Annotated in this window: 15 protein-coding genes and 2 pseudogenes; 14 read left to right on the plus strand and 3 right to left on the minus strand. The window is 38.7% G+C overall.

From position 1 onward, the window contains the following. Positions 1–88 precede the first annotated feature (88 nt). On the plus strand, positions 89–370 hold the full coding sequence (locus F539_RS01510) for an MPN272 family protein (protein ID WP_014325432.1): 282 nt from the start codon (positions 89–91) through the stop codon (positions 368–370). On the opposite strand, the gene F539_RS01515 is transcribed toward F539_RS01510, so the two are convergent. Together F539_RS01515 and F539_RS01520 are read right to left on the minus strand one after the other, a co-directional pair. Then, positions 347–781, minus strand: coding sequence for an HIT family protein (locus F539_RS01515; RefSeq protein WP_014325433.1), 435 nt, complete (start codon positions 779–781; stop codon positions 347–349). The genes F539_RS01510 and F539_RS01515 overlap by 24 nt on opposite strands. Further along, a complete protein-coding gene (locus F539_RS01520) occupies positions 750–1,550 on the minus strand; it encodes a DUF1600 domain-containing protein (protein WP_010874631.1) in 801 nt (266 codons plus the stop codon). The genes F539_RS01515 and F539_RS01520 overlap by 32 nt, the downstream gene beginning before the upstream one ends. A 21-nt stretch (positions 1,551–1,571) precedes the next feature. On the opposite strand from F539_RS01520, the gene F539_RS01525 reads away from it, so the two are divergent. Next, positions 1,572–1,874 carry a YbaB/EbfC family nucleoid-associated protein gene (locus F539_RS01525; RefSeq protein ID WP_010874632.1) on the plus strand — a complete coding sequence of 101 codons (303 nt, stop codon included), beginning with the start codon at positions 1,572–1,574 and terminating at the stop codon, positions 1,872–1,874. On the opposite strand, the gene F539_RS01530 is transcribed toward F539_RS01525, so the two are convergent. Then, a complete protein-coding gene (locus F539_RS01530; protein ID WP_010874633.1) occupies positions 1,846–2,703 on the minus strand; it encodes a DUF5378 family protein in 858 nt (285 codons plus the stop codon). The two genes, F539_RS01525 and F539_RS01530, sit on opposite strands and share 29 nt — an antisense overlap. 44 nt (positions 2,704–2,747) lie before the next feature. Between F539_RS01530 and lysS the strand changes: the two genes are divergently transcribed. From lysS to F539_RS01605, 12 genes and pseudogenes are all read left to right on the plus strand, one after another. Beyond that, a complete protein-coding gene (gene lysS / locus F539_RS01535; RefSeq protein WP_010874634.1) occupies positions 2,748–4,217 on the plus strand; it encodes a lysine--tRNA ligase in 1,470 nt (489 codons plus the stop codon). Next, the gene (glf, locus tag F539_RS01540; protein WP_014325435.1) at positions 4,177–5,376 is read left to right on the plus strand and encodes a UDP-galactopyranose mutase; all 1,200 of its coding nucleotides are present in this window, start codon (positions 4,177–4,179) and stop codon (positions 5,374–5,376) included. Before lysS ends, glf begins: the two co-directional genes overlap by 41 nt. Further along, on the plus strand, positions 5,376–7,172 hold the full coding sequence (gene lepA, locus F539_RS01545; RefSeq protein ID WP_014325436.1) for a translation elongation factor 4: 1,797 nt from the start codon (positions 5,376–5,378) through the stop codon (positions 7,170–7,172). Before glf ends, lepA begins: the two co-directional genes overlap by 1 nt. A 78-nt stretch (positions 7,173–7,250) precedes the next feature. Then, positions 7,251–8,960, plus strand: a complete 1,710-nt coding sequence (locus F539_RS01550; RefSeq protein ID WP_010874637.1) for a ribonuclease J — start codon at positions 7,251–7,253, stop codon at positions 8,958–8,960. Positions 8,961–9,170: 210 nt separating this feature from the next. After that, a pseudogene (locus F539_RS04435) lies at positions 9,171–11,530 on the plus strand (P68 family surface lipoprotein). Between the two features lie 841 nt (positions 11,531–12,371). After that, positions 12,372–12,719 (plus strand): DUF16 domain-containing protein, encoded by a 348-nt coding sequence (locus F539_RS01575; protein WP_014325439.1) that lies wholly within the window; start codon positions 12,372–12,374, stop codon positions 12,717–12,719. Between the two features lie 9 nt (positions 12,720–12,728). Next, the gene (locus F539_RS03935) at positions 12,729–12,914 is read left to right on the plus strand and encodes a DUF16 domain-containing protein (RefSeq protein ID WP_080582797.1); all 186 of its coding nucleotides are present in this window, start codon (positions 12,729–12,731) and stop codon (positions 12,912–12,914) included. Between the two features lie 242 nt (positions 12,915–13,156). Then, positions 13,157–13,405, plus strand: a complete 249-nt coding sequence (locus tag F539_RS01580) for a hypothetical protein (RefSeq protein ID WP_015344899.1) — start codon at positions 13,157–13,159, stop codon at positions 13,403–13,405. A 257-nt stretch (positions 13,406–13,662) separates the two neighbouring features. Continuing rightward, positions 13,663–16,047, plus strand: a complete 2,385-nt coding sequence (locus tag F539_RS01585) for a P68 family surface lipoprotein (protein WP_014325440.1) — start codon at positions 13,663–13,665, stop codon at positions 16,045–16,047. A gap of 89 nt (positions 16,048–16,136) precedes the next feature. Next, positions 16,137–17,450, plus strand: a complete 1,314-nt coding sequence (locus tag F539_RS01590) for a restriction endonuclease subunit S (protein WP_041913428.1) — start codon at positions 16,137–16,139, stop codon at positions 17,448–17,450. An 18-nt stretch (positions 17,451–17,468) separates the two neighbouring features. Then, a pseudogene (locus F539_RS01595) lies at positions 17,469–19,187 on the plus strand (adhesin P1); the annotation flags it as partial. A gap of 411 nt (positions 19,188–19,598) precedes the next feature. Continuing rightward, positions 19,599–20,036: a DUF16 domain-containing protein gene (locus tag F539_RS01605; protein WP_014574937.1), complete on the plus strand. Its 438-nt coding sequence runs from the start codon at positions 19,599–19,601 to the stop codon at positions 20,034–20,036. Positions 20,037–20,050: the final 14 nt, after the last annotated feature.

Raw genomic sequence — 20,050 nt, forward strand, 5'->3', positions numbered from 1 at the left:
GCGACTGTTTTAGATTTTTCTTTGTCATCATTATTGCGCTCTTTCTGCATATTAAGTGCTTGTTGGCAAATTAGAATAATACCCAGTTATGAACCGTCCTACTCCCAATTTTGAAGCAATCGATAAGAAGATTAGTGCCTTTGTCACTAACCACGATAACTTATTGGATAAGTTACTCAAACAACAAACCGAATTGTTAACTAGTGAAATTACGACTAATTTTGAGGTAACCCAACAAATCCAGGAAGAAGTAGCCAAAAAGACGAAGCAACACTCTAAAAACTACAAGTGACTAGCCACTGTTGTTTTAGCGAACGGTGTTGTAAGTCTCTTTCTTTTAGGTGGGTTAATCTACCTCTTTAGTAAGTAGTTCCCAATTAGCTTCAATTGAGCGGTTGTTCGTCTTTTTAACGTTGTAACAAAAGCCTAAACCAGTTTCGTATTTTGGTACTACATGCATGTGGTAGTGAAATACTTCCTGCCCTGCCTTAGCCCCTTCATTGACAACATAGTTTAATCCAGCTGGTTGGAGCCGTTGTTGTAGCTTTAAAGCCATTTCTTTGGCGAGTAAACTAACCGCCTTCAAACTCTCATCATCAGTCGAGGAATAGTTAACGGCGTGTTTTTTGGGAATTACAAGCGTATGACCATCAGCAACTGGAAAGGCATCTAAAAAGGCAACAGCGTGTTCGTTTTCACCAACCTTAAAGGATTTCACATTCCCCTCTACAATTCCACAGAAGATACAGTTATTGTTTGCCATACTTTGTTTTTGCACCATAATAACGGTTATTTATAACAAAAAGCCCCCACAGGATTAAAAACATTGATGCAAAAATAGGGATTGATCAAAACCAAACATAGCTGTTATATTTGGTTTGGGAGAAGAAACCATAGACCGAGTACGAATCATGCCCGTTGTCCCATATCTTTAGAAAAGGTACTGTTTGTAAATAAAAGGCATAAAGGCTTGGGTACACCCCTGCCTTGAGTAAAAACTTACCCAATTCATGTAGCGGCTCGCGCATTTTGTAAGTTTTAAAGAAGATTCAGATAAAGCCAAAGAAGCTAGCGGGGTAAATCACGTGGAGAAACAGCTGCGCAAATGAAATTCAATCAGTTAAAGGATTACCACTAAAACTGTATGGCATTTCACTCGTAATAGTCGAAAACCAACCCTTAACGTGTTCTTCTACATTAACAAATCCAGTAACACGTGACAGTACATACAGGTTAAAAAAGATGACGGTAAAGACCAAGTAACCTGCAGCACTTAAAAACAACGCATTATTGTCAAACAGCTTACAGCGTCGTTTACAGAGGTACATTAAGACACAAACAGCGGCAATTGTGTTGCTCTGGTAGGTAAAGGTATCAAAGTTAGTAAACCAGATTAATTGTGGTTGGTTGTTATAAACCACACTGATAACAGCACTAGCTACCATTACCCCAAGGTTAAACAGGGAAAACGGCGCGAGAAAAAGTAAATAAAAGTCGCAATTATTGTTAAGATAGAAAAAACGGTAAGCGAGTCCTATTGTTTTTTTCATCGCAAGTTAGTTAACTAATACATGAGTTTTAAAAAGATTACCGAAATGATGCGCCAAGCTGAACGACAAAGCAAGCAAAAAGCGCTTGATTTCGAGCAAAAATTGTTTGAGTACAGCTATAAGAATGCTGCCATCAAGATTATCATTTTTGGTAATCTCACCATTAAGTCTATCACAATCGATCCCGCATTAATTGACCCAGAAGACAAGGTCACTTTAGAGGAGATGATTACAGAAGCTGTCAATGAGGCTGTGGGTGATGTTAAGGCCAAGTACGACCAGTTAATGGAAGAGGCTATGCCACAGATGCCTGGGCTTTTTTAAGCTGCAGTGCTAGCTTAACCATTTGTTTATCTTTAGTGAGCTGTATAAAGGTTGGAATGTTGACGAGAACTGTCAACAATACAATGGCGAAATAGCTCAACCCAAAGCTAACTCCAAAGATTAAATCAGCATTTTTTGGATCTAGCTTGAGGAACACCGCTACATTCTTGTACTCACCGCTCAGTCAATCTTCAGCCAAAATGCCGGTAGTATTACCGGTAATTTGTCCCTTAAAGATGTTAACCATCAAGGCCACATAACTGAGATATGCTAGCGCAAACACGTGGATGTAGAAGAACGAAATTAAGCTAAAGCCATCGTCTCATAAAAAGACAGCCAGACTCAACAAGAAACTCAAGAAGTGCATCATGAAGTAAACCTGGTTGTTTTCCAAACCAACAAAGAGAAATTTGACAATCTCCTCTTGTTTTAATGGAGTAAAAATTAACTCGCCAAATAAGGTTATTGCAGCACCGTAAAAACCAAAGATCGCCAACACACCCGCCACCTTTTTCTGGCGTAAAAAGATAAAGATCGGGCCGATTAAGGCAAAGAAGGGGCAGAGATCTAACAAAAAGATCCTGCTCAACCTTAGTGAATCTAAAGGAACATTTGCAACAGCATTCTTAGCCTTGGCTGCAGTGCCGTAAATATCGGGAAAAATATAGATAATTTGCCGCCCGAAAAAGACATAGAGAAAGAGAATAGCTGCAAAAACTTGTAAACAATAAAACTGGATTTTTAATTTGCGAATTAATGGGGTAAATCCCAAGATAACTAGCACCCCGGCTACTGTTAGGATGACTACAAGATAGTTAAGCGACTGCATTAATTGCTTAAAATTAAGATAATAATTTTTTAAATTTGTCTTCGATGAGCGATCGTTTAAATGATCAAGCACAAAATCGCTTGCAAAAACTCCTAAACCTCAAACAAACTGGCAACGATCCCTACCTCATTACTAAGATAGAAAACACCCACTCAGCGGCTAGTTTTCAAAAAGCATTTGCCAACCAATCTGACGCTGAGTTAAAGCAGTACCAAGTGATCTTAACCGGTCGGATTATTGCGCTCCGGCAGACCTTTATTATTATCCAAGACTTTAGTGGGAAAATGCAGTTGTACATTAATAAAAAAACTGCCCCCGAACTGTTTGAATATTTCAATAATTACATTGATTTGGGTGATCAAATAGTAGCCACTGGCCATCCAATGATGACCAAAACAGGTGTTTTAACGCTGAACGTAGAGCGATTACAAATTGTCGCTAAATGCTTACAAACCCCACCTGAAAAATGACATGGGTTGACCGATCCAGAAGCGCGAGCACGAAAGCGTTACTTGGATTTGACCTACAACCGTGCGCAGGTCGAAGTCTTTTTGAAACGCACCCAGATTATTACAGCTATCCGTACCTTTTTAAATGAAGCGGGCTTTCTAGAAGTGGAAACACCCATTTTACAAGCCGTTTTAGGGGGTGCTAACGCCAAGCCCTTTAAAACACACTATAACGCCTTAAAGGGTGATTTTTACTTGCGGATTGCAAATGAAATAGCACTCAAAAAGCTCATTGTGGGCGGTTTGCCGAAAGTGTATGAAATGGGGCGGATGTTTCGTAACGAAGGGGTGGATACTACCCATAATCCGGAGTTTACGAGCATTGAAATGTATCAGGCTAACGCTGACTATGCGGTCATGATGGATTTAACCGAAAACCTCATTAAGTTTGTTTGCAAAACACTCAATCAGTGAAGTTTTAACTGGAACGGGCAAACACTTGATTTAGCCAAACCGTTCAAGAAAGTCAAAATGGTAGATTTAATCTGCCAAGTTACTGGGGTTAATTTTGATGATGTTAAGGATGATCAAACAGCCATTGCGCTTGCAAAGCAGCACAAAGTAGAGTTAAAAAAGCACGAGCAGAACAAACAACACATTATTAACCGTTTCTTTGAACAGTTCTGTGAGCATACCTTAATCCAACCCACCTTTGTCACACACTATCCCAAGGCCGTTTCCCCGCTAGCTAAACAAGATCCCCACAACCCCGAGTTTACTGAGCGCTTTGAACTTTTTATTAATACAAAAGAGTTAGCGAACGCTTACAGTGAGTTGAATGATCCCCTAGAACAACGTGCGCGCTTTGAACAACAGTTGCAGGAAAAACGCATGGGTAATGATGAAGCGAGTGAATTAGATGAATCCTTTTTGGATGCTTTGAGTTTTGGTCTCCCGCCAACAGGCGGCCTTGGGATTGGGGTTGATCGGTTAGTGATGTTATTGTGCGAGTGCAGTTCCATCCGTGACGTTGTTTTCTTTCCCCAACTACGTGAATTGAAATAAGTTTGATTTCATTGTTTTAGGTGCTGGCATTAGTGGCATAGTTTTATCACATGTTTTAGCACAGCATGGTAAAAGTGTTTTACTGTTAGAAAAACGCAACCAATTAGGTGGTAATTGTTATGACAAGTTGGATGAAACCACCGGGTTACTGTTCCACCAGTACGGTCCTCATATCTTTCATACTGATAATCAGAAAGTAATGGATTTTATCCAACCCTTTTTTGAACTAAACAATTACCAGCACCGTGTTGGCTTACAACTGGACAACAATTTGGATTTAACGCTTCCATTTGACTTTAGCCAAATGCGCAAGTTGTTGGATACAAAAACAGCTAGCAGTTTAATTAACTTCTTTCAACAGCACTTTCCAGCTGAAAAGCACTTAACACTGATGCAGTTACAAACAATTAACTTTGCTCCAGTCCAACAGCTGTACCAGTTTTTAAAAACAAAGGTGTACGGTCCTTACAGTGTGAAAATGTGGGGCATGCCATTAGAACAAATTGATCCTAGTGTATTGGGTCGAGTCAAAATTAGTTTAAGTGAAAACAGTAGCTATTTCCCTACAGCCACTATTCAAGGTCTACCTAAGGGTGGTTATACAAAGGCCTTTACAAAGATGGTGGATCATCCTCTGATTGATTTAAGGTTAAACTGTCCAGCTAACTTAATTAGCGTAAACAATAATCAACTCTTGTTTGCAAATCAACCAATTACCAAACCAGTGGTTTATTGTGGTTTAATTGATCAGCTGTTTGGCTATTGTTTTGGGCGATTGCAGTACCGCTCGCTCCACTTTGAATGAAAGCGTTATGCTGTAAAACAACACCAAGCTTACCCCGTAATGAACTGGCCACTCCACCCAACAATAACGCGCCAAGTGGAATACAAACAGTTAACGCAAGAGGGTTTGGAGTCTAACCAAACGATTGTTTCGTGTGAAACTCCTGGTGCTTTTAGGGAAGGCGATCCCCGCTTTATGGAGCCGTACTACCCGCTAAATGATGTAAGTAATAATGCCTTGTTTGCGCGTTATTTAAAGTTAGCTAACGCTATTCCTAACATACATTTGTTAGGTCGGTTGGCACTGTACCAGTACATTGATATGGATAGAGCAATTGCTCAAAGCTTAGCTAAAGCCGAACAACTATTACAGTAATGGAACAACAAAAAATTAGGAACTTTTCAATTATTGCCCACATTGACCATGGTAAGTCAACGCTGTCAGATCGCTTAATTGAACGCAGCATTGGCTTTGAAAAACGCTTACTGCAAGCGCAAATGTTGGACACCATGGCGATTGAGCGTGAACGGGGTATTACTATTAAACTCAACGCCGTGCAGCTCAAAATGGCCCAAGGCAACCAGCAGTACTTGTTTCACCTAGTTGATACTCCGGGACACGTTGACTTTACTTACGAGGTATCACGCTCTTTAGCAGCTTGTGAGGGTGTTTTACTGTTAGTTGATGCTACCCAAGGGATTCAAGCACAAACGATTTCCAACACTTACTTAGCATTGGAAAACAACCTCGAAATTATTCCGGTAATTAACAAGGTGGACATGGAGAGTGCTGATGTCGAGAAAACCAAACAAGCCTTTCACCAACTGCTAGGGGTGGATCCCAACACCATCCCCTTAGTGTCCGCTAAAACCGGGCTTGGTATTGACCGGTTAATCACTACCATTATTGAAAAAGTACCCCCTCCAAAGGGCGATGAAAGTAAACCACTCAAAGCCTTACTGTTTGACAGCTATTACGATCCTTATAAGGGGGTAGTGTGCTTTATTCGAATCTTTGAGGGGAGTTTAAAACTCAATGATAAGATCCGCTTTGCTAGAAGTAACTCGGTTTACCAAATTGTGGAATTGGGAATTAAAAACCCCTTTTTTGAAAAACAAGACGTGTTAAAAGCCGGGGAGATTGGTTGGTTTTCCGCTGGGATTAAAAAACTAAGGGATGTAACGGTTGGTGACACGATTGTTCACGCTGAGGACACGACCACTCCACCCTTACCGGGTTACAAAAAGGTGTTACCGATGATTTACTGTGGTCTGTACCCGATTGACAACAATGATTACCAAAACCTCAAAATGGCCATGGAAAAGATTATTTTGAGCGATGCGGCCTTGGAGTATGAATATGAAACATCACAAGCATTGGGCTTTGGGGTGCGTTGTGGTTTTTTGGGGTTGTTGCACATGGATGTAATTAAGGAGCGGTTGGAGCGCGAGTACAACCTTAAGTTAATTTCCGCTCCTCCTTCAGTGCGGTATAAGGTGTTGTTAACCAACGGGGAGGAATTGGAACTCGATAACCCTTCACTCTTACCAGAGCGCTCGCGAATTAAATCAATTAGCGAACCGTTTGTACGCGTTTACATTGATCTACCCGATCATTATTTAGGTACAGTAATTGATCTGTGTCAAAACTTCCGTGGGCAATACGAAAAGTTAGAGGAAATTGACATTGACCGCAAACGCTTGGTCTACTTAATGCCCTTGGGTGAAATTATCTACAGTTTCTTTGATAAGTTGAAATCAATCACTAAGGGTTATGCTTCGCTCAATTACGAGTTTGACCAGTACCAGGTGTCCCAATTGGCTAAGGTGGAAATTATGTTAAACAAACAGAAGGTGGACGCTTTATCTTTTATTGCCCACCATGACTTTGCCTTTCAACGGGCCAAGAAGTTCTGTGTCAAATTAAAGGAACTAATTCCCAAGCACCTGTTTGAAATTCCAATTCAAGCCACAATTGGAAGTAAGGTAATTGCTAGAGAAACGATTAAAGCAGTGCGTAAAGATGTAACAGCAAAGCTGTATGGCGGGGATGTCACGCGGAAAAAGAAGCTGTTGGAAAAACAAAAGGAAGGGAAGAAAAGACTGAAAGCAATTGGTAGTGTGGAGCTCCCCCAAGAGCTGTTTAGTCATTTGCTCAAAGATGAAGATTAACTTATTTATAATTGATTACTGTTTAATTACTGATACCTTGTAAAGGTATTAACTAATTATTTTGATCTTTTATAAGTAATGATTAAGGATTTTGATCCTAGTGAGTTTGTCGGTAAAACTCCTACCAAGATTTTTGCCTTTGGTGGTATCCAAGAAGTTGGAAAAAACATGTATGGAATCGAGTACGATGATGAGATTATCATCATCGACTGCGGTATTAAGTTTGCTAGTGATGATCTACTAGGGATTGATGGTATTATCCCGAGCTTCGAATACCTCATTGAAAACCAAGCTAAGGTTAAAGCACTGTTTATCACCCACGGCCATGAAGACCACATTGGTGGGGTGCCTTACTTGTTAAAACAAGTCGATGTACCGGTGATTTACGCACCCCGGATTGCCGCTTCTTTGATCTTAAAGAAGGTCAACGAACACAAGGATGCTAAGCTCAATAAAGTGGTCGTATATGATGACTTTAGCAACTTTGAAACCAAGCACTTCAAGATTGACTTTTACCGCGTCAACCACTCGATTCCTGACGCCTTTGGTGTCTGTGTTCAAACTCCCAACGGTAACATTGTTGAGAGTGGTGACTTTCGCTTTGACTTTGCCGCTGGCGGGGAAATGCTCGATGTGCATAAGGTCGTGAAGATTGCCGAGCGCAATGTCCATGTCTTTATGTGTGAGACTACTAACGCCGAAATCCCGGGGTTCTCCCAGAGCGAAAAGTTAATTTACCGCAACATCAACAAGATTATTAAAGAAGCACGTGGTCGGGTCATTCTCACTACCTTTGCTTCCAACATTACCCGGATTAACGAAATTATTGAGATTGCTGTTAACAATAAACGGAAGGTCTGCTTGTTGGGTAAGTCGATGGATGTGAACGTCAACATCTCGCGTAAGATTGGCTTAATGGACATTGACAGCAATGACATTGTGGAAGTCCGTGACATTAAGAATTACCCCGACCGCAGTATCTTAATCTTGTGTACGGGTTCCCAAGGTGAAGACTCAGCAGCCTTAAACACAATGGCACGGGGTAAACATAACTGGGTTAGCTTAAAGTCCACTGACACCATTATTATGTCCTCCAACCCGATTCCGGGGAACTATGCAGCGGTGGAAAATCTCTTGAATGAGCTTTCGAAGTACGGGGTGACCATCTTTGAAAACTCACCGAACATGAAGCTACACGCCTCTGGTCACGCTACCCAGCAAGAGTTGCAGTTAATGTTAAACCTCGTGTTTCCAAGGTACTTAATTCCGATTCACGGGGAGTACAAGATGATGCGCACCATCAAAAACATAGCGCAAGAATGTGGCATTAACGGTGATGATGTTGGTTTGCTAGCTAACGGTCAGGTGATGTACCTAATTGATGGCAAGCTGTATTACTCAGGGGAAGTGATTAATGCTGACCCGATTTACATTGAAAGCCGCAATTCTTCTCCAGACTTAGCGCGGGTAATTAAACAACGCCAAATCTTGAGTCGGGAGGGAATGTTTGCTGTGATTGTAGTCTTTGACAAAAACAATAACATTTTAGGGATGCCTACTCTGATTACTCGGGGTTGTTTCTTTGCTCTAGATTCCAGTCCGTTAATGACTAAGATTACCCACTCAATTAAACGCGGTTTGGAAAACGTTATTCAAAACAAGCGTTTTAATACCCGTGAACAGATGATCAAGGAATTGAAACGAGTATGTAAGGAAACGGTGTCTTACTTCATTTGGAAGAACAAGAGTCGTAACCCGTTGATTTCAACCGTATTGTCTTGAGTTTAAACCTTAGTTTTAACTAATTCTCAATTGGACCCAATTATTGGAAATTAACACCTTTATAAGGCTGTTTTTGCCAGTAGTTGGGTTTTCTTTTGTTTGCTCTTGAGATCTAATTAATGCATACAAAAAGCCATTAATTGCCCAAAAATCAGATTCTTTTTACTTTCTTAAAAATATTTTTTTAAGATTTGCCATCTTTTTTCGCTTGGGAAGATGAAATTTAAGTATGGAACGGTTGTTTTGGGCAGTTTTTTAGGGCTTTCTGTGGTGTTAGCTGCCTGTGGTGCTCGTGGTAAATTTGACCAATTTGATGATGGCAAAATTAAGCTAGCATCATCCTTAACTTCCAAAGCAGCTGCCAATGCTTTACAAACAATAATAGAGAAGTACAACATTGTCAAAAGCGGCAAGGATTACCCCATTGAAATTACCCAAATTGCTGGTGGTTATGACGGCGGGCGGACTGATCTCCAAACCCGAGTTAGTGTTAAGGATAAAACGAACTTTTATAACCTTATTTTGAACTATCCAGATTTAGTTTCTGTGTTAGCGCGCAGTGGAATGGAACTGCTTTTTGACAAAGTTAATGTTGATAAATTAGAGCCGAACTTCTTAAAGTTTAATGAACAGATTAGTGGAGTCGCTAAAAGTGGTAACTATGGTATTCCCGTGTCCCTTTCAACTGACATTTTGGTCTTAAATGGTCCGGTGTTGCACTATATTTTGAACAGTGCGAAGAAAGAAGAGGCTAATTCTCAAGTTAAAAGTCAAATAAAAACATCACAAATTCAAGCTAAAGGTTCATTAACAATTGATACAGATGAAAATACCAAATCACTTTGAGAGAAAATTCAAAATTCAGCCAAAGCTAATGGTGAAACTAATCAAAAAGGACGAAAAGCTGCAAAATCAAATAAAACTGCATTAGTTCAACTTAAAAATGGCGCTGATACTACCACTAACGAAGAGAATAAAGATACCAAAACTAGTGATGATAAAGTTAAACAAACTTGAGGTGATTATGTAGAAAAGGATGATGGTCTTAAAAACTATACCTTTAGGGCTAGCGTGTTTGAAAACTGGCATGATTTCCTCGATTTTTCGACAAGGGTAGCTAAATCTTTTACTGAAAAGGTAAGCAACATTACCAATAAAAAGGGCACTGATATTCAGGGAGTGCTTGGTGTCGACAGTTCTCCTAATGTTTTATTTGCCTCTGTATTTGCTGCAGGTGGTGGTAATTATGAAAACTTCTTTTATAAGGTGAAAGATGGTCGGGCTGATTTTAGTAACTTTAAGAACAAGGGTAGTTCTTACCAAAACCTCCAAAGCGTTTTTAAAGACTAAAGTGAACTAATTAAAAGTAACGGTCTTTTTGTCAATAAAGGTGGTTCTTATTCTTCCAATTTCCAGAAGTTTCACCAATTAGCTTACAGTATTTCTTCCACTTCTGGCTTTAAGTATTCGTTTGCCGATAAGAACGCTAAGCGCTTGAAGTTTAGTGACGACAACACCTTCGTTGAATATCCTGATTTTACTCAGGAAATTAAGTCGCCAGACCAACAAAATGGTCAAAATACTGATGACAATAACAGTAAAAAAGAAGAAAACCTTTTAGGTACCTTTGAAGTTAAAGATTACTCGAAATCTAATAAAGGCGGGAAAGGAAAAAGTAAGGGTAAAGGCGGAAGCAGCAGTAATATGAAGACTATTTACATTTACAAAGGCTATATTCCTGAAGATAAAAAGAAAGGTGATAATGCCATTTTAGTTACTGAGAAAAAAATTATTGATGCTTTAGAAAAAGCTGCTAATTCTAATGGTGAAAGTACACAATCTAATCCAAAAACCATAGCACTTCAAGCAGCTAAAAAAGAAACTAAAAAGAGCAATAAGAAAGAATCAAAAACGATTGGATATACAACTACTGGTTATGTCAATGCTGATGGTAAACATATTTTTGATACAGACAGAATTAACAATGAGAGGTTTGATCGTAAAATTATTATTGGTGCTACTCTAGAAACTTTAGACCAATCTAGTACACTCCAAAGTGGTGAAGCAATTGTCTTACCAGCACCTGGTAAATATAAGAGTAGTGATCAAAAAACGGTTATGACAGCGCAAGGCCCCAAGATAATCGGGATCCATGCTAATGCTAAAGAGAACGAAGAAACACAAAAATTTGTTAATTGGTTTTAAATACGCCAGAAACTTGAGAAAGTAAGAGGAATAAGAAAAACTCTAATGAAAAACAAACTGCAGCACAATACTTTGCTCAAGAGGCATCTTACATCTTGCCCTTAAAAGAAAACTTTGAAAAGGTTCAAATTAACGATAAAGGTGAGAAAAATGAAAATGACACAAAGGGCAATACTTATACCGCTAAAGCTTTAGAACTCTTTAAAAAAGTTTCTCAAAATGAAATCGTGAGTTACAGTGACCCAAGTGACTTTAGAAGTGGTAAGTTTCGTGATGCGATTGGCTCTAACTTTAACGCCATTATTAATTCCAAAGGAGACTTCAATAAATTTATTAGTAGTTTTACCGCAAGTTTAGGCTCAGACTTTTAGTCTTTTAAATACCCAATTGATTTATTTTTTAATCGATTAATTTATTTAATGGAAAAACAAGTAGATAAATTAGTGAAAACTTTAATTCATCAAAAAGCGTTTCAATAAATCCGGTTCTTAGAAATAAGGTTTTAATAAAAAAACATACCAGCAGTTAATGCTTCCAAATTAGCTGTGGGTATGTTTATTCTTGTCAAATAAATAAAAAAGCCATCTATCTAAAAGACAGACAGCTAAAAAATACTTTTTTTAACGATATTGAAATTAACAGAAAGATCTGTTAGCAAATGTGAAGGAAGAGGCTCTATGCAAACTTTCAATATGTGGCGTGTTGAAAAACCTTTAAGAATATGCACCAATTGGGGGCAGAAAAGCAGGTCTTCAACATAAATTTTCGTTTTCCTGCTCCCATTAGATAAATTGAGTTGCTTTTTAAAAGACGCCAAAAAGATTAAATGTTCTTCTAATTTGGTTTTTTAACTTCTTCTAACTATTAATAGGGTCTTTTACTTTCTAAAAATTTTTTGAAGTTATTTTGTCACATTTACTTTTTGGGCAATTTAGATCATGAATACCGAAAAAGTATAAGATTCATTAAGTTAACGAGGTATCACCTCTTTTTAAAACAAGCCCAATCGCAACTCGTTTCTTTGTTTAACCAAAACTTTTTGCAAGTTTTGTTGGCATTTCTAAATAAATCTTTCAATTTATTTAGTGATGACACAAAAATTAATATGTTGAACTTTTTAAATAAATCAACAATGGTATTGATCCCCGTTGGCAGCAGTGCTCCAAGTTCTAGTTCCTTTTTAAATCACCTCAAGAAAGAAGGTATTGCTTAATGAAAGAGAAAATTTCTAAAAAGGAATACAATGCCTTAATCCGTAAAACTGGCGAAAAGCACTTTGACGGCGAAAAGGAAGAGTACGGTGATGGCACCGTTGGACTTTGAACTTATGAATTGCGAAAATATAAACTTAAACCACCTGTGAAAGTTAAATACGTAACGCAAGAAGAGTTTGGCGAATTCAAAGATGCCACCAACCAGCGGCTCACAAAGATTGAGAACGCTTTGGTCGCTCAGGGCGAACAAATTAGAGCTCAGGGTGAGCAATTAAGTCAACTAATTAAAGTTGTGCTTCTTCAGGGCAAACAAATAAAATCTCAAGGTGAGCAAATAAAATCTTAGGGCGAACAAATCAACAAATTAACTCAAACTGTTGAAAAGCAGGGCGAGAAAATTGAAGTCCAAGGACAACAGATTCAAACAGTTAATGAAACTTTGAAGTTTGTAGTTGAAAGCCTTGAAACTATCCATAAACGGCTCGATGTAATGGAAATTCGTTTAGACAAACTCGAGTCCAAATATATCTGATTCAAATAAGAGTACCAGCAGTTAGTTCTAAAAGCAAGCTGTTGGTATTTTTATTGATCTAAAACTACCTAAAAAAATTTTTTGCAATTTTGTTGTCACATATAAAGTCTTAGTTCAATTTATTTAGTGGAGGAGCAAAATGCAAATCTTTAATTTTTGAAATTGATCAGTAAAGAGTCTGATCCCTGTTGACAACCGAGTTGCAAGTGTTAGTTATTTTTTAAAAAATCAAAAGAAAGGAGGATTTAAACATGAAAAAAGTTAAAGTTCTAGAGAAGCCATCTGTTGAAAGAATGATAGAAGTTTTAAGCGACTCTGAAATATTGAAGTTTGATTTTTCTTGCTATTATTTACCTGATGGTACTAATGAGACGCTCATAAGAATCTTTTTTCAAGAAAAAGTTTCAAGTTCTGTAGTAACAAAAGATAAAAATTCTTTAAGACTTGATGAATACTTAAAAGACTTTATTAGCTTCTTAAAAACACAAAGAAAAAACTAATAGCGTAAAAATCCAATAGTGAAAATTCACTGTTGGTATTTTTATTTATGTCAAATAGAAGATATTAGATGGAAAATTCAAATAGAAACTATAACACACAGAGCTAAGTAATTTTTATTTGTACTTTTTCTTGTTTAAAAAGCAGTTACTATTTATTCTTTCTTTATTTCATTTTTATCTTTGAAAAATGAGAAAGTTGACAATATTAAAAACTTAAACTTTTTTTAAGATTCTGTAGATTTTCTGGGTTTTAGTGCATGAAATTGAAATATGGAACCATTATTTTCAGTGGTCTTTTGGGAGTTTCCGCCATTTTAGCTGCCTGTGGTGCACGCGGCAAATTTGACCAAATTGATGATGGCAAAATTGTTTTAGCTTCTTCTCTTACATCTAAGGGTGCAGCTAATGCCTTGCAAACAATTGTTAAAAAGTACAACGAAGTTAAAAATATTGATGACTATCCCATTGAAATTATCCAAATTGCCGGTGGTTATGATGGCGGTCGTGGTAACTTACAAACAAAACTAAGTGTTAAAGACAAAAATAGTTTCTATAACTTAATTTTGAACTACCCAGACGTAGTTTCTGTTTTAGGTCGAGTAGGCATGGAATTGCCCTTCGATAAGGTTAGAACAGATAAATTATCACCCCGTTTTCTTGATTTCAACAAGCGAATTAGTGCCATATCTAAGCAAGGTATTTACGGCATTCCAGTCTCTTTGTCTACTGAAGTTTTAGTTTTAAATGGTCCGGTATTGCACTATATTTTGAGCAGTGCAAAGGGTAGTAGTGACAAAACGCAAGTAAGTCAAACATCATCAGGATTAAATCAACAAAAAACTCTTCAAAAACCCTTAAAGATTGATACAAGCGATTCAAGCACTTCTTCTCTTTGGACTCAAATTGAGAACGCCGCTAAAAATAACGGTAAAAAAGCAAATAATAGCAAAAGCAATAGAAGATCCACAGATCAAAGTACACAAACACATAACGATCAAGGCGATGCTTCTGAAAGTGATAAAAAGATTAAAGAATCTTGAGGCGATTATGAAGAAGTGGATGGTGGCTTAAAAGGCTTTACTTTTAAAGCTAGCATCTTTGATAATTGGCACGATTTACTCGATTTTTCTACTAGAGCGGCTAAATCTTTTAAAAAGATAAAAGATAACAATACTAAAAAAGGAACTGATATCCAAGGCATTCTTGGTGTAGATAGTTCAGCCAATTCCTTATTTACTTCTGTTTTTGCAGCTGGTAATGGTGACTATGACAACTTCTTTTACAAGGTTGCAAACGGTCGGGCTGACTTTAGTAACTTTAAGAATAGAGGTAGTTCCTTCCAAAACTTACAAAGTGTTTTTAATGATTACAAGGGTTTAATTGATCAAAACGGTCTCTTTGTTAATAAGGGCGGTTCTTACTCTTCTAACTTTCAAAAGTTTCACCAGTTAGCTTACAGTATCTCCTCTACCTCTGGTTTCTATTATTCATTTGCTGGTAATAGTGCTAAGCGCTTAAAGTTTGGTGATAATTCTTTCATTGAGTATCCACAATATACTGTTCCAATTAAAGCTCCTTCAAAGAATGGTGATGGAAATAGCACAAACAGCAATAGCGATCTTTTAGGCACTTTCACTTTAAGTAGTGGTAAAAAGTCAACAGATAAAAGTAAAAGTGATAGTCAACAAAATCAAGGCAAGAAAGTAGAAGGAACACCTAACCAGGGTAAAAAGGCAGAAGGTGCCCAGAACCAAGGCAAAAAAGAAAATAACAGTACAACTATTGAAATTTACAAGAACAAAATTCCTGATGGTAAAAATGCTGGGAAAGATGCCATCTTAATAAAAGATAACAATCTCATTAAACAGCTAGAAGATGCTGCTAAGAAAAACGGTGCAGAAAGTAATCAAAAACAAGGTGGAGAGAGTAATGGTCAGAAAGAACAAATTATTGGTTATACCACCACTGGTAACGTTCGTGAAGATGGTAATCACATTTTTAGAGTAGACAAAATTAATGACGAACAATACGATCGCAAAATTATTGTTGGCGTTACTGTGGAAACTTTAGAACAGTCTAGCACTTTGCAAAGCGAAGAAGCAATTGTTTTAGCAGCACCTGGTAAATATAAAAGCACTGATAAAAAGAAGGTAACAATTACCCAAGGTCCGAATATTATTGGTATCCATGCTAACGAAAAAGAAAATGCAGAAACCCAAAAGTTTGTTGACTGGTTTTTAAATACAGAAGTAGATTGACCCGCTAAGGAAAATTCTTCTAATAAACAAGATCAACAAAATTCAACCAAAAAACAAACCGCTGCTGAATTCTTTGTTGAATCCGCTTCTTATATTCTGCCTTTAAAGGAAATCTTCGAAAATAAAGAGAAAAAAGAAAATACAAGCAATAGTGATAAAAATAAGAGTAGTAGTCAAAGGAAAAATACTTACGCTGAGAAAGCGCTAGAACTTTTTCAACAAATAAGTAAAGATGAAATAGTTAGTTACAGCGATCCGAGTGATTTTAGAAGTGGTAAATTCCGCGATGGGATTGGTTCTAACTTTAATGCTGCTGTAAGCTCTAAAGCAGACTTTAATAAGTTTGTTAAAGGCTTCATCGCCACTTTGGGTAGTGAAATTTAAGCGAATTTGTGAGCTAACTAATCACAATAATTTTAGGTTAAAACAAAACCTTAAAAAGGTTTAGTGAAAGAAATTAAACTGTTACTGTCGTGGAGATTAAAACTTACAAAATCAAAGATATTTGCGATATTAAACGCGGTAGAGTTATCAGCAAATTGGACATTAAAAAAGATCCAGGAGTTTTTCCTGTTTATTCGGCAGCTACTAATAACGATGGGGAGTTTGGTCGAATAAATTCTTATGACTTTGATGGTGAATATGTTACTTGAACAGCTGACGGTTATGGAGGGGCTGTTTTTTATCGTAATGGTAAATTTAGCATCACAAATCTTTGTGGTCTTTTGAAAGTAAAAAATAAAGAAATTAGTTCAAAATATCTTGCTCATATTTTGAAACTAGAAGCACCGAAATTCACAAACCGTGTTTTTAAAAATAGACCTAAGTTAACACATAAAACAATGGCCGAAATTCCCATTGATTTCCCACCCTTGAAAATTCAAGAGAAAATTGCTACTATCTTAGATACTTTTACCGAGCTAAGTGCCGAGCTAAGTGCCGAGCTAAGTGCCGAGCTAAGTGCCGAGCTAAGTGCCGAGCTAAGTGCCGAGCTAAGTGCCGAGCTAAGTGCCGAGCTAAGTGCCGAGCTAAGTGCCGAGCTAAGTGCCGAGCTAAGTGCCGAGCTAAGTGCCGAGCTAAGTGCCGAGCTAAGTGCCGAGCTAAGTGCCGAGCTAAGTGCCGAGCTAAGAGAGCGCAGGAAGCAGTATGACTTCTATCGCGATTATCTGCTCAACCAAGAAAATATCCGAAAAATTTACGGAGCAAATATACCTTTCGAAACTTTTCAAATAAGGGATATTTGTGAAATAAATCGTGGTCGAGAAATAAATGAAAAATACCTTCGAGAAAATCCAGGTGAATTTCCAGTTTATTCCTCAGCAACAACAAATGGTGGTTTAATTGGAAAAATTAATGATTACGATTTTCATGGTGAATATGTTACTTGAACAACGGGCGGCGCACATGCCGGAAATGTCTTTTACCGTAATGAAAAGTTTAGTTGTTCACAAAATTGCGGATTGTTAGAAGTAAAGAACAAAAATAAATTTAGTTCCAAATTCTTATGTTTTGCACTAAAACTACAATCTAAAAAATTTGTGAATTATGCCTCTGCAATTCCGGTTCTAACAATAAAGAGAATTGCAGAAATCGAACTCTCCTTTCCACCTCTAGAAATTCAAGAAAAGATTGCTGATATTTTGTTTGCATTTGAAAAACTTTGCAACGATTTAACCGAGGGGATTCCTGCCGAAATTGAATTGCGTAAAAAGCAATTGGATTACTATCAGAACTTCTTATTTAATTGAGTTCAAAATAAGAAATTAGAAAGTCTCAAATCTCTTTAATAATAAAAGTTAGTTCAGCAAACCACAAACTGATCCCACTTCTCCCCCACGCTTACGCGCTTCTCCACCGGGTTCAACCTCGCGGGGTCGGTTCTCGACCAGGTGTTGGATTATATTCCCTGGATTGGGAATGGGCACAGGTATGGGAATGACCACCGGGGGAGCAACAGTAGTACGAGTGGGGTAACAACCCAGGGACAACAATCGCAAAATGCATCCGGAACCGAACCCGCACCCACTTTTTCGAATGTCGGCGTTGGCCTCAAAGCGAATGTCCAGGGCACCCTGGGTGGCAGTCAGACGACGACTACGGGGAAAGATATTCCCAAATGACCCACCCTCGACCAAGCCAACCTCCAGCTCTGAACGGGGGCGGGGTGGCGGAATGATAAGGTTTCAAGTGGACAAAGTGACGAAAACCACACCAAGTTCACGAGCGCTACGGGCAGTGGGCAGCAGGGCAGTTCTTCAGGTACAACTAATTCCGCGGGCAATCCCGACTCGTTAAAGCAGGATAAGGTTGATAAAAGTGGTGATTCGGTAACGGTTGCAGAAGCCACTTCAGGGGACAACTTGACGAATTACACCAACCTCCCTCCCAACCTCACCCCCACCGCTGATTGACCGAACGCGCTGTCATTCACCAACAAGAACAACGCGCAGCGCGCCCAGCTCTTCCTCCGCGCCCTGTTGGGCAGCATCCCGGTGTTGGTGAATAAGAGTGGCCAAGATGATTCCAACAAGTTCCAAGCCACCGACCAAAAATGGTCTTACACCGAATTAAAGTCGGATCAAACCAAGCTCAACCTCCCCGCTTACGGTGAGGTGAATGGGTTGTTGAATCCGGCGTTGGTGGAGGTGTACGGTCTGAGTTCCACTCAAGATTCTAGCACCGGAGCCGGTGGCGCTGGAGGTAACACCGGAGGCGACACCAATACCCAGACTTATGCACGACCCGGAATCGGCTTTAAATTACCCTCCACGGACTCGGAATCTTCCAAAGCCACCCTGATCACCCCCGGGTTGGCTTGAACAGCGCAAGATGTCGGTAACCTCGTTGTCAGTGGTACCAGCTTGAGCTTCCAGCTCGGCGGGTGGTTGGTTACCTTCACGGATTTTATCAAACCCCGGTCGGGTTACCTCGGGCTCCAGTTAACGGGCTTGGATGCAAATGACAGCGACCAAAGGGAGTTAATTTGAGCCCCCCCGGCCCTGAACCGCCTTTCGTGGCAGTTGGGTCAACCGCTTGGGCTGCGTCGAGAGTGTGTGGGATTTCAAGGGGGTGTGGCAGGATCAAGCTCGGTCCGACTCGCAAGCAGCTACAAGTACCACCACCGCAACGAAGGCTACCTTATCGGAGCACACCAATGCTTTGGCCTTTCAGGTGAGTTATACCGACCAGGATTCGTACAAGGCTTCCACTCAAAGCTCCGGCCAAAACCAAAACACCTCCCCCTACCTGCACTTGGTGCAGGGAAAAAAGTAGGTTCCTCTGATAAGCTTTCAGACGATCTTAAAAAACTGTTGGACCCCAACGAGGTTCGCGCCAAGCTGCGCCAAAGCTTTGGTACAGAAAATTCTACCCAACCCCAACCTAAAGCCCTCAAAACAACCACACCGGTATTTGGGACGAATAGTGGTAACCTCGGCAGTGTGCTTGGTGGTGGGGGTACCACGCAGGGCTCAGGCTCAGGTCAATCTGGTGTGGATCTCTCCCCCGTTGAACGGGTGAGTGGTCACTAACTATTAATAGGAACTTTTCTTATTAATAGGAACTTTTACTTTCAAAAAATTTTTGAAGTTATTTTGGCACTTTCAAACTTTAAAGACCATTTAAAAGGCATAAAAGGATAGTTATGTTTTTAAGAAATATTTTGCGATTCAGTTCGCTTTTGGTTTTGTTTGGTTTTGAGTCTTTTCTTTTGAATGTTCAAAAATTCTTTGAATTAATTTTTGGCAACTTTTCCAATTTATGCAAATTTACATGATGTAAAACACTCACGATGATAGTTTTTAAAAAATATTTATTTTATTTAGATAGCCAAATAATCCAGTGATCTGTTGCTGCCCACCTCTTTAAACACTTTTACGTTTTTCCAATTAATAATAAAGGAGGTCTTCACCATTAAACGCACAATTTCACTTACTTTGTTTAAGAAAAGACTCAACAAAGATAAGATTAATAATTGTCATGTTTGGGAAGAAGAGTTACCTGATGGTAGCTATGACATGGGATTTAGTGACAATTTAAACCATATGGAAAAACGAAAAAGTGGTTATGTTACCCAAAAGCAGTTTAGCGAGTTCAAAGATGCCAATAATCAAAGGCTGATAAAGATTGAAACTACTTTAGCTACTCAAGGTGAACAATTAAATCAATTAATTAAAGTTGTTATTCTTCAGGGCGAACAAATTAAAGAACTTCAAGTGGAGCAAAAAGCTCAAGGAGAACAAATAAAAGCTAAAGGAGAACAAATAAAAGCTCAAAGCGAGCAAATAAAAACTCAAGGAGAAACGCTTAAATTGATCCTACAAGCACTTGGAGGAATAAATAAGCGCTTAGACAAAGTTGATCCGCCTAAATAGCTTTAGGCTAAAAA

The organism is Mycoplasmoides pneumoniae FH (genome assembly GCF_001272835.1).
GTDB classification, from domain to species: Bacteria; Bacillota_I; Bacilli_A; order Mycoplasmatales; family Mycoplasmoidaceae; genus Mycoplasmoides; species Mycoplasmoides pneumoniae.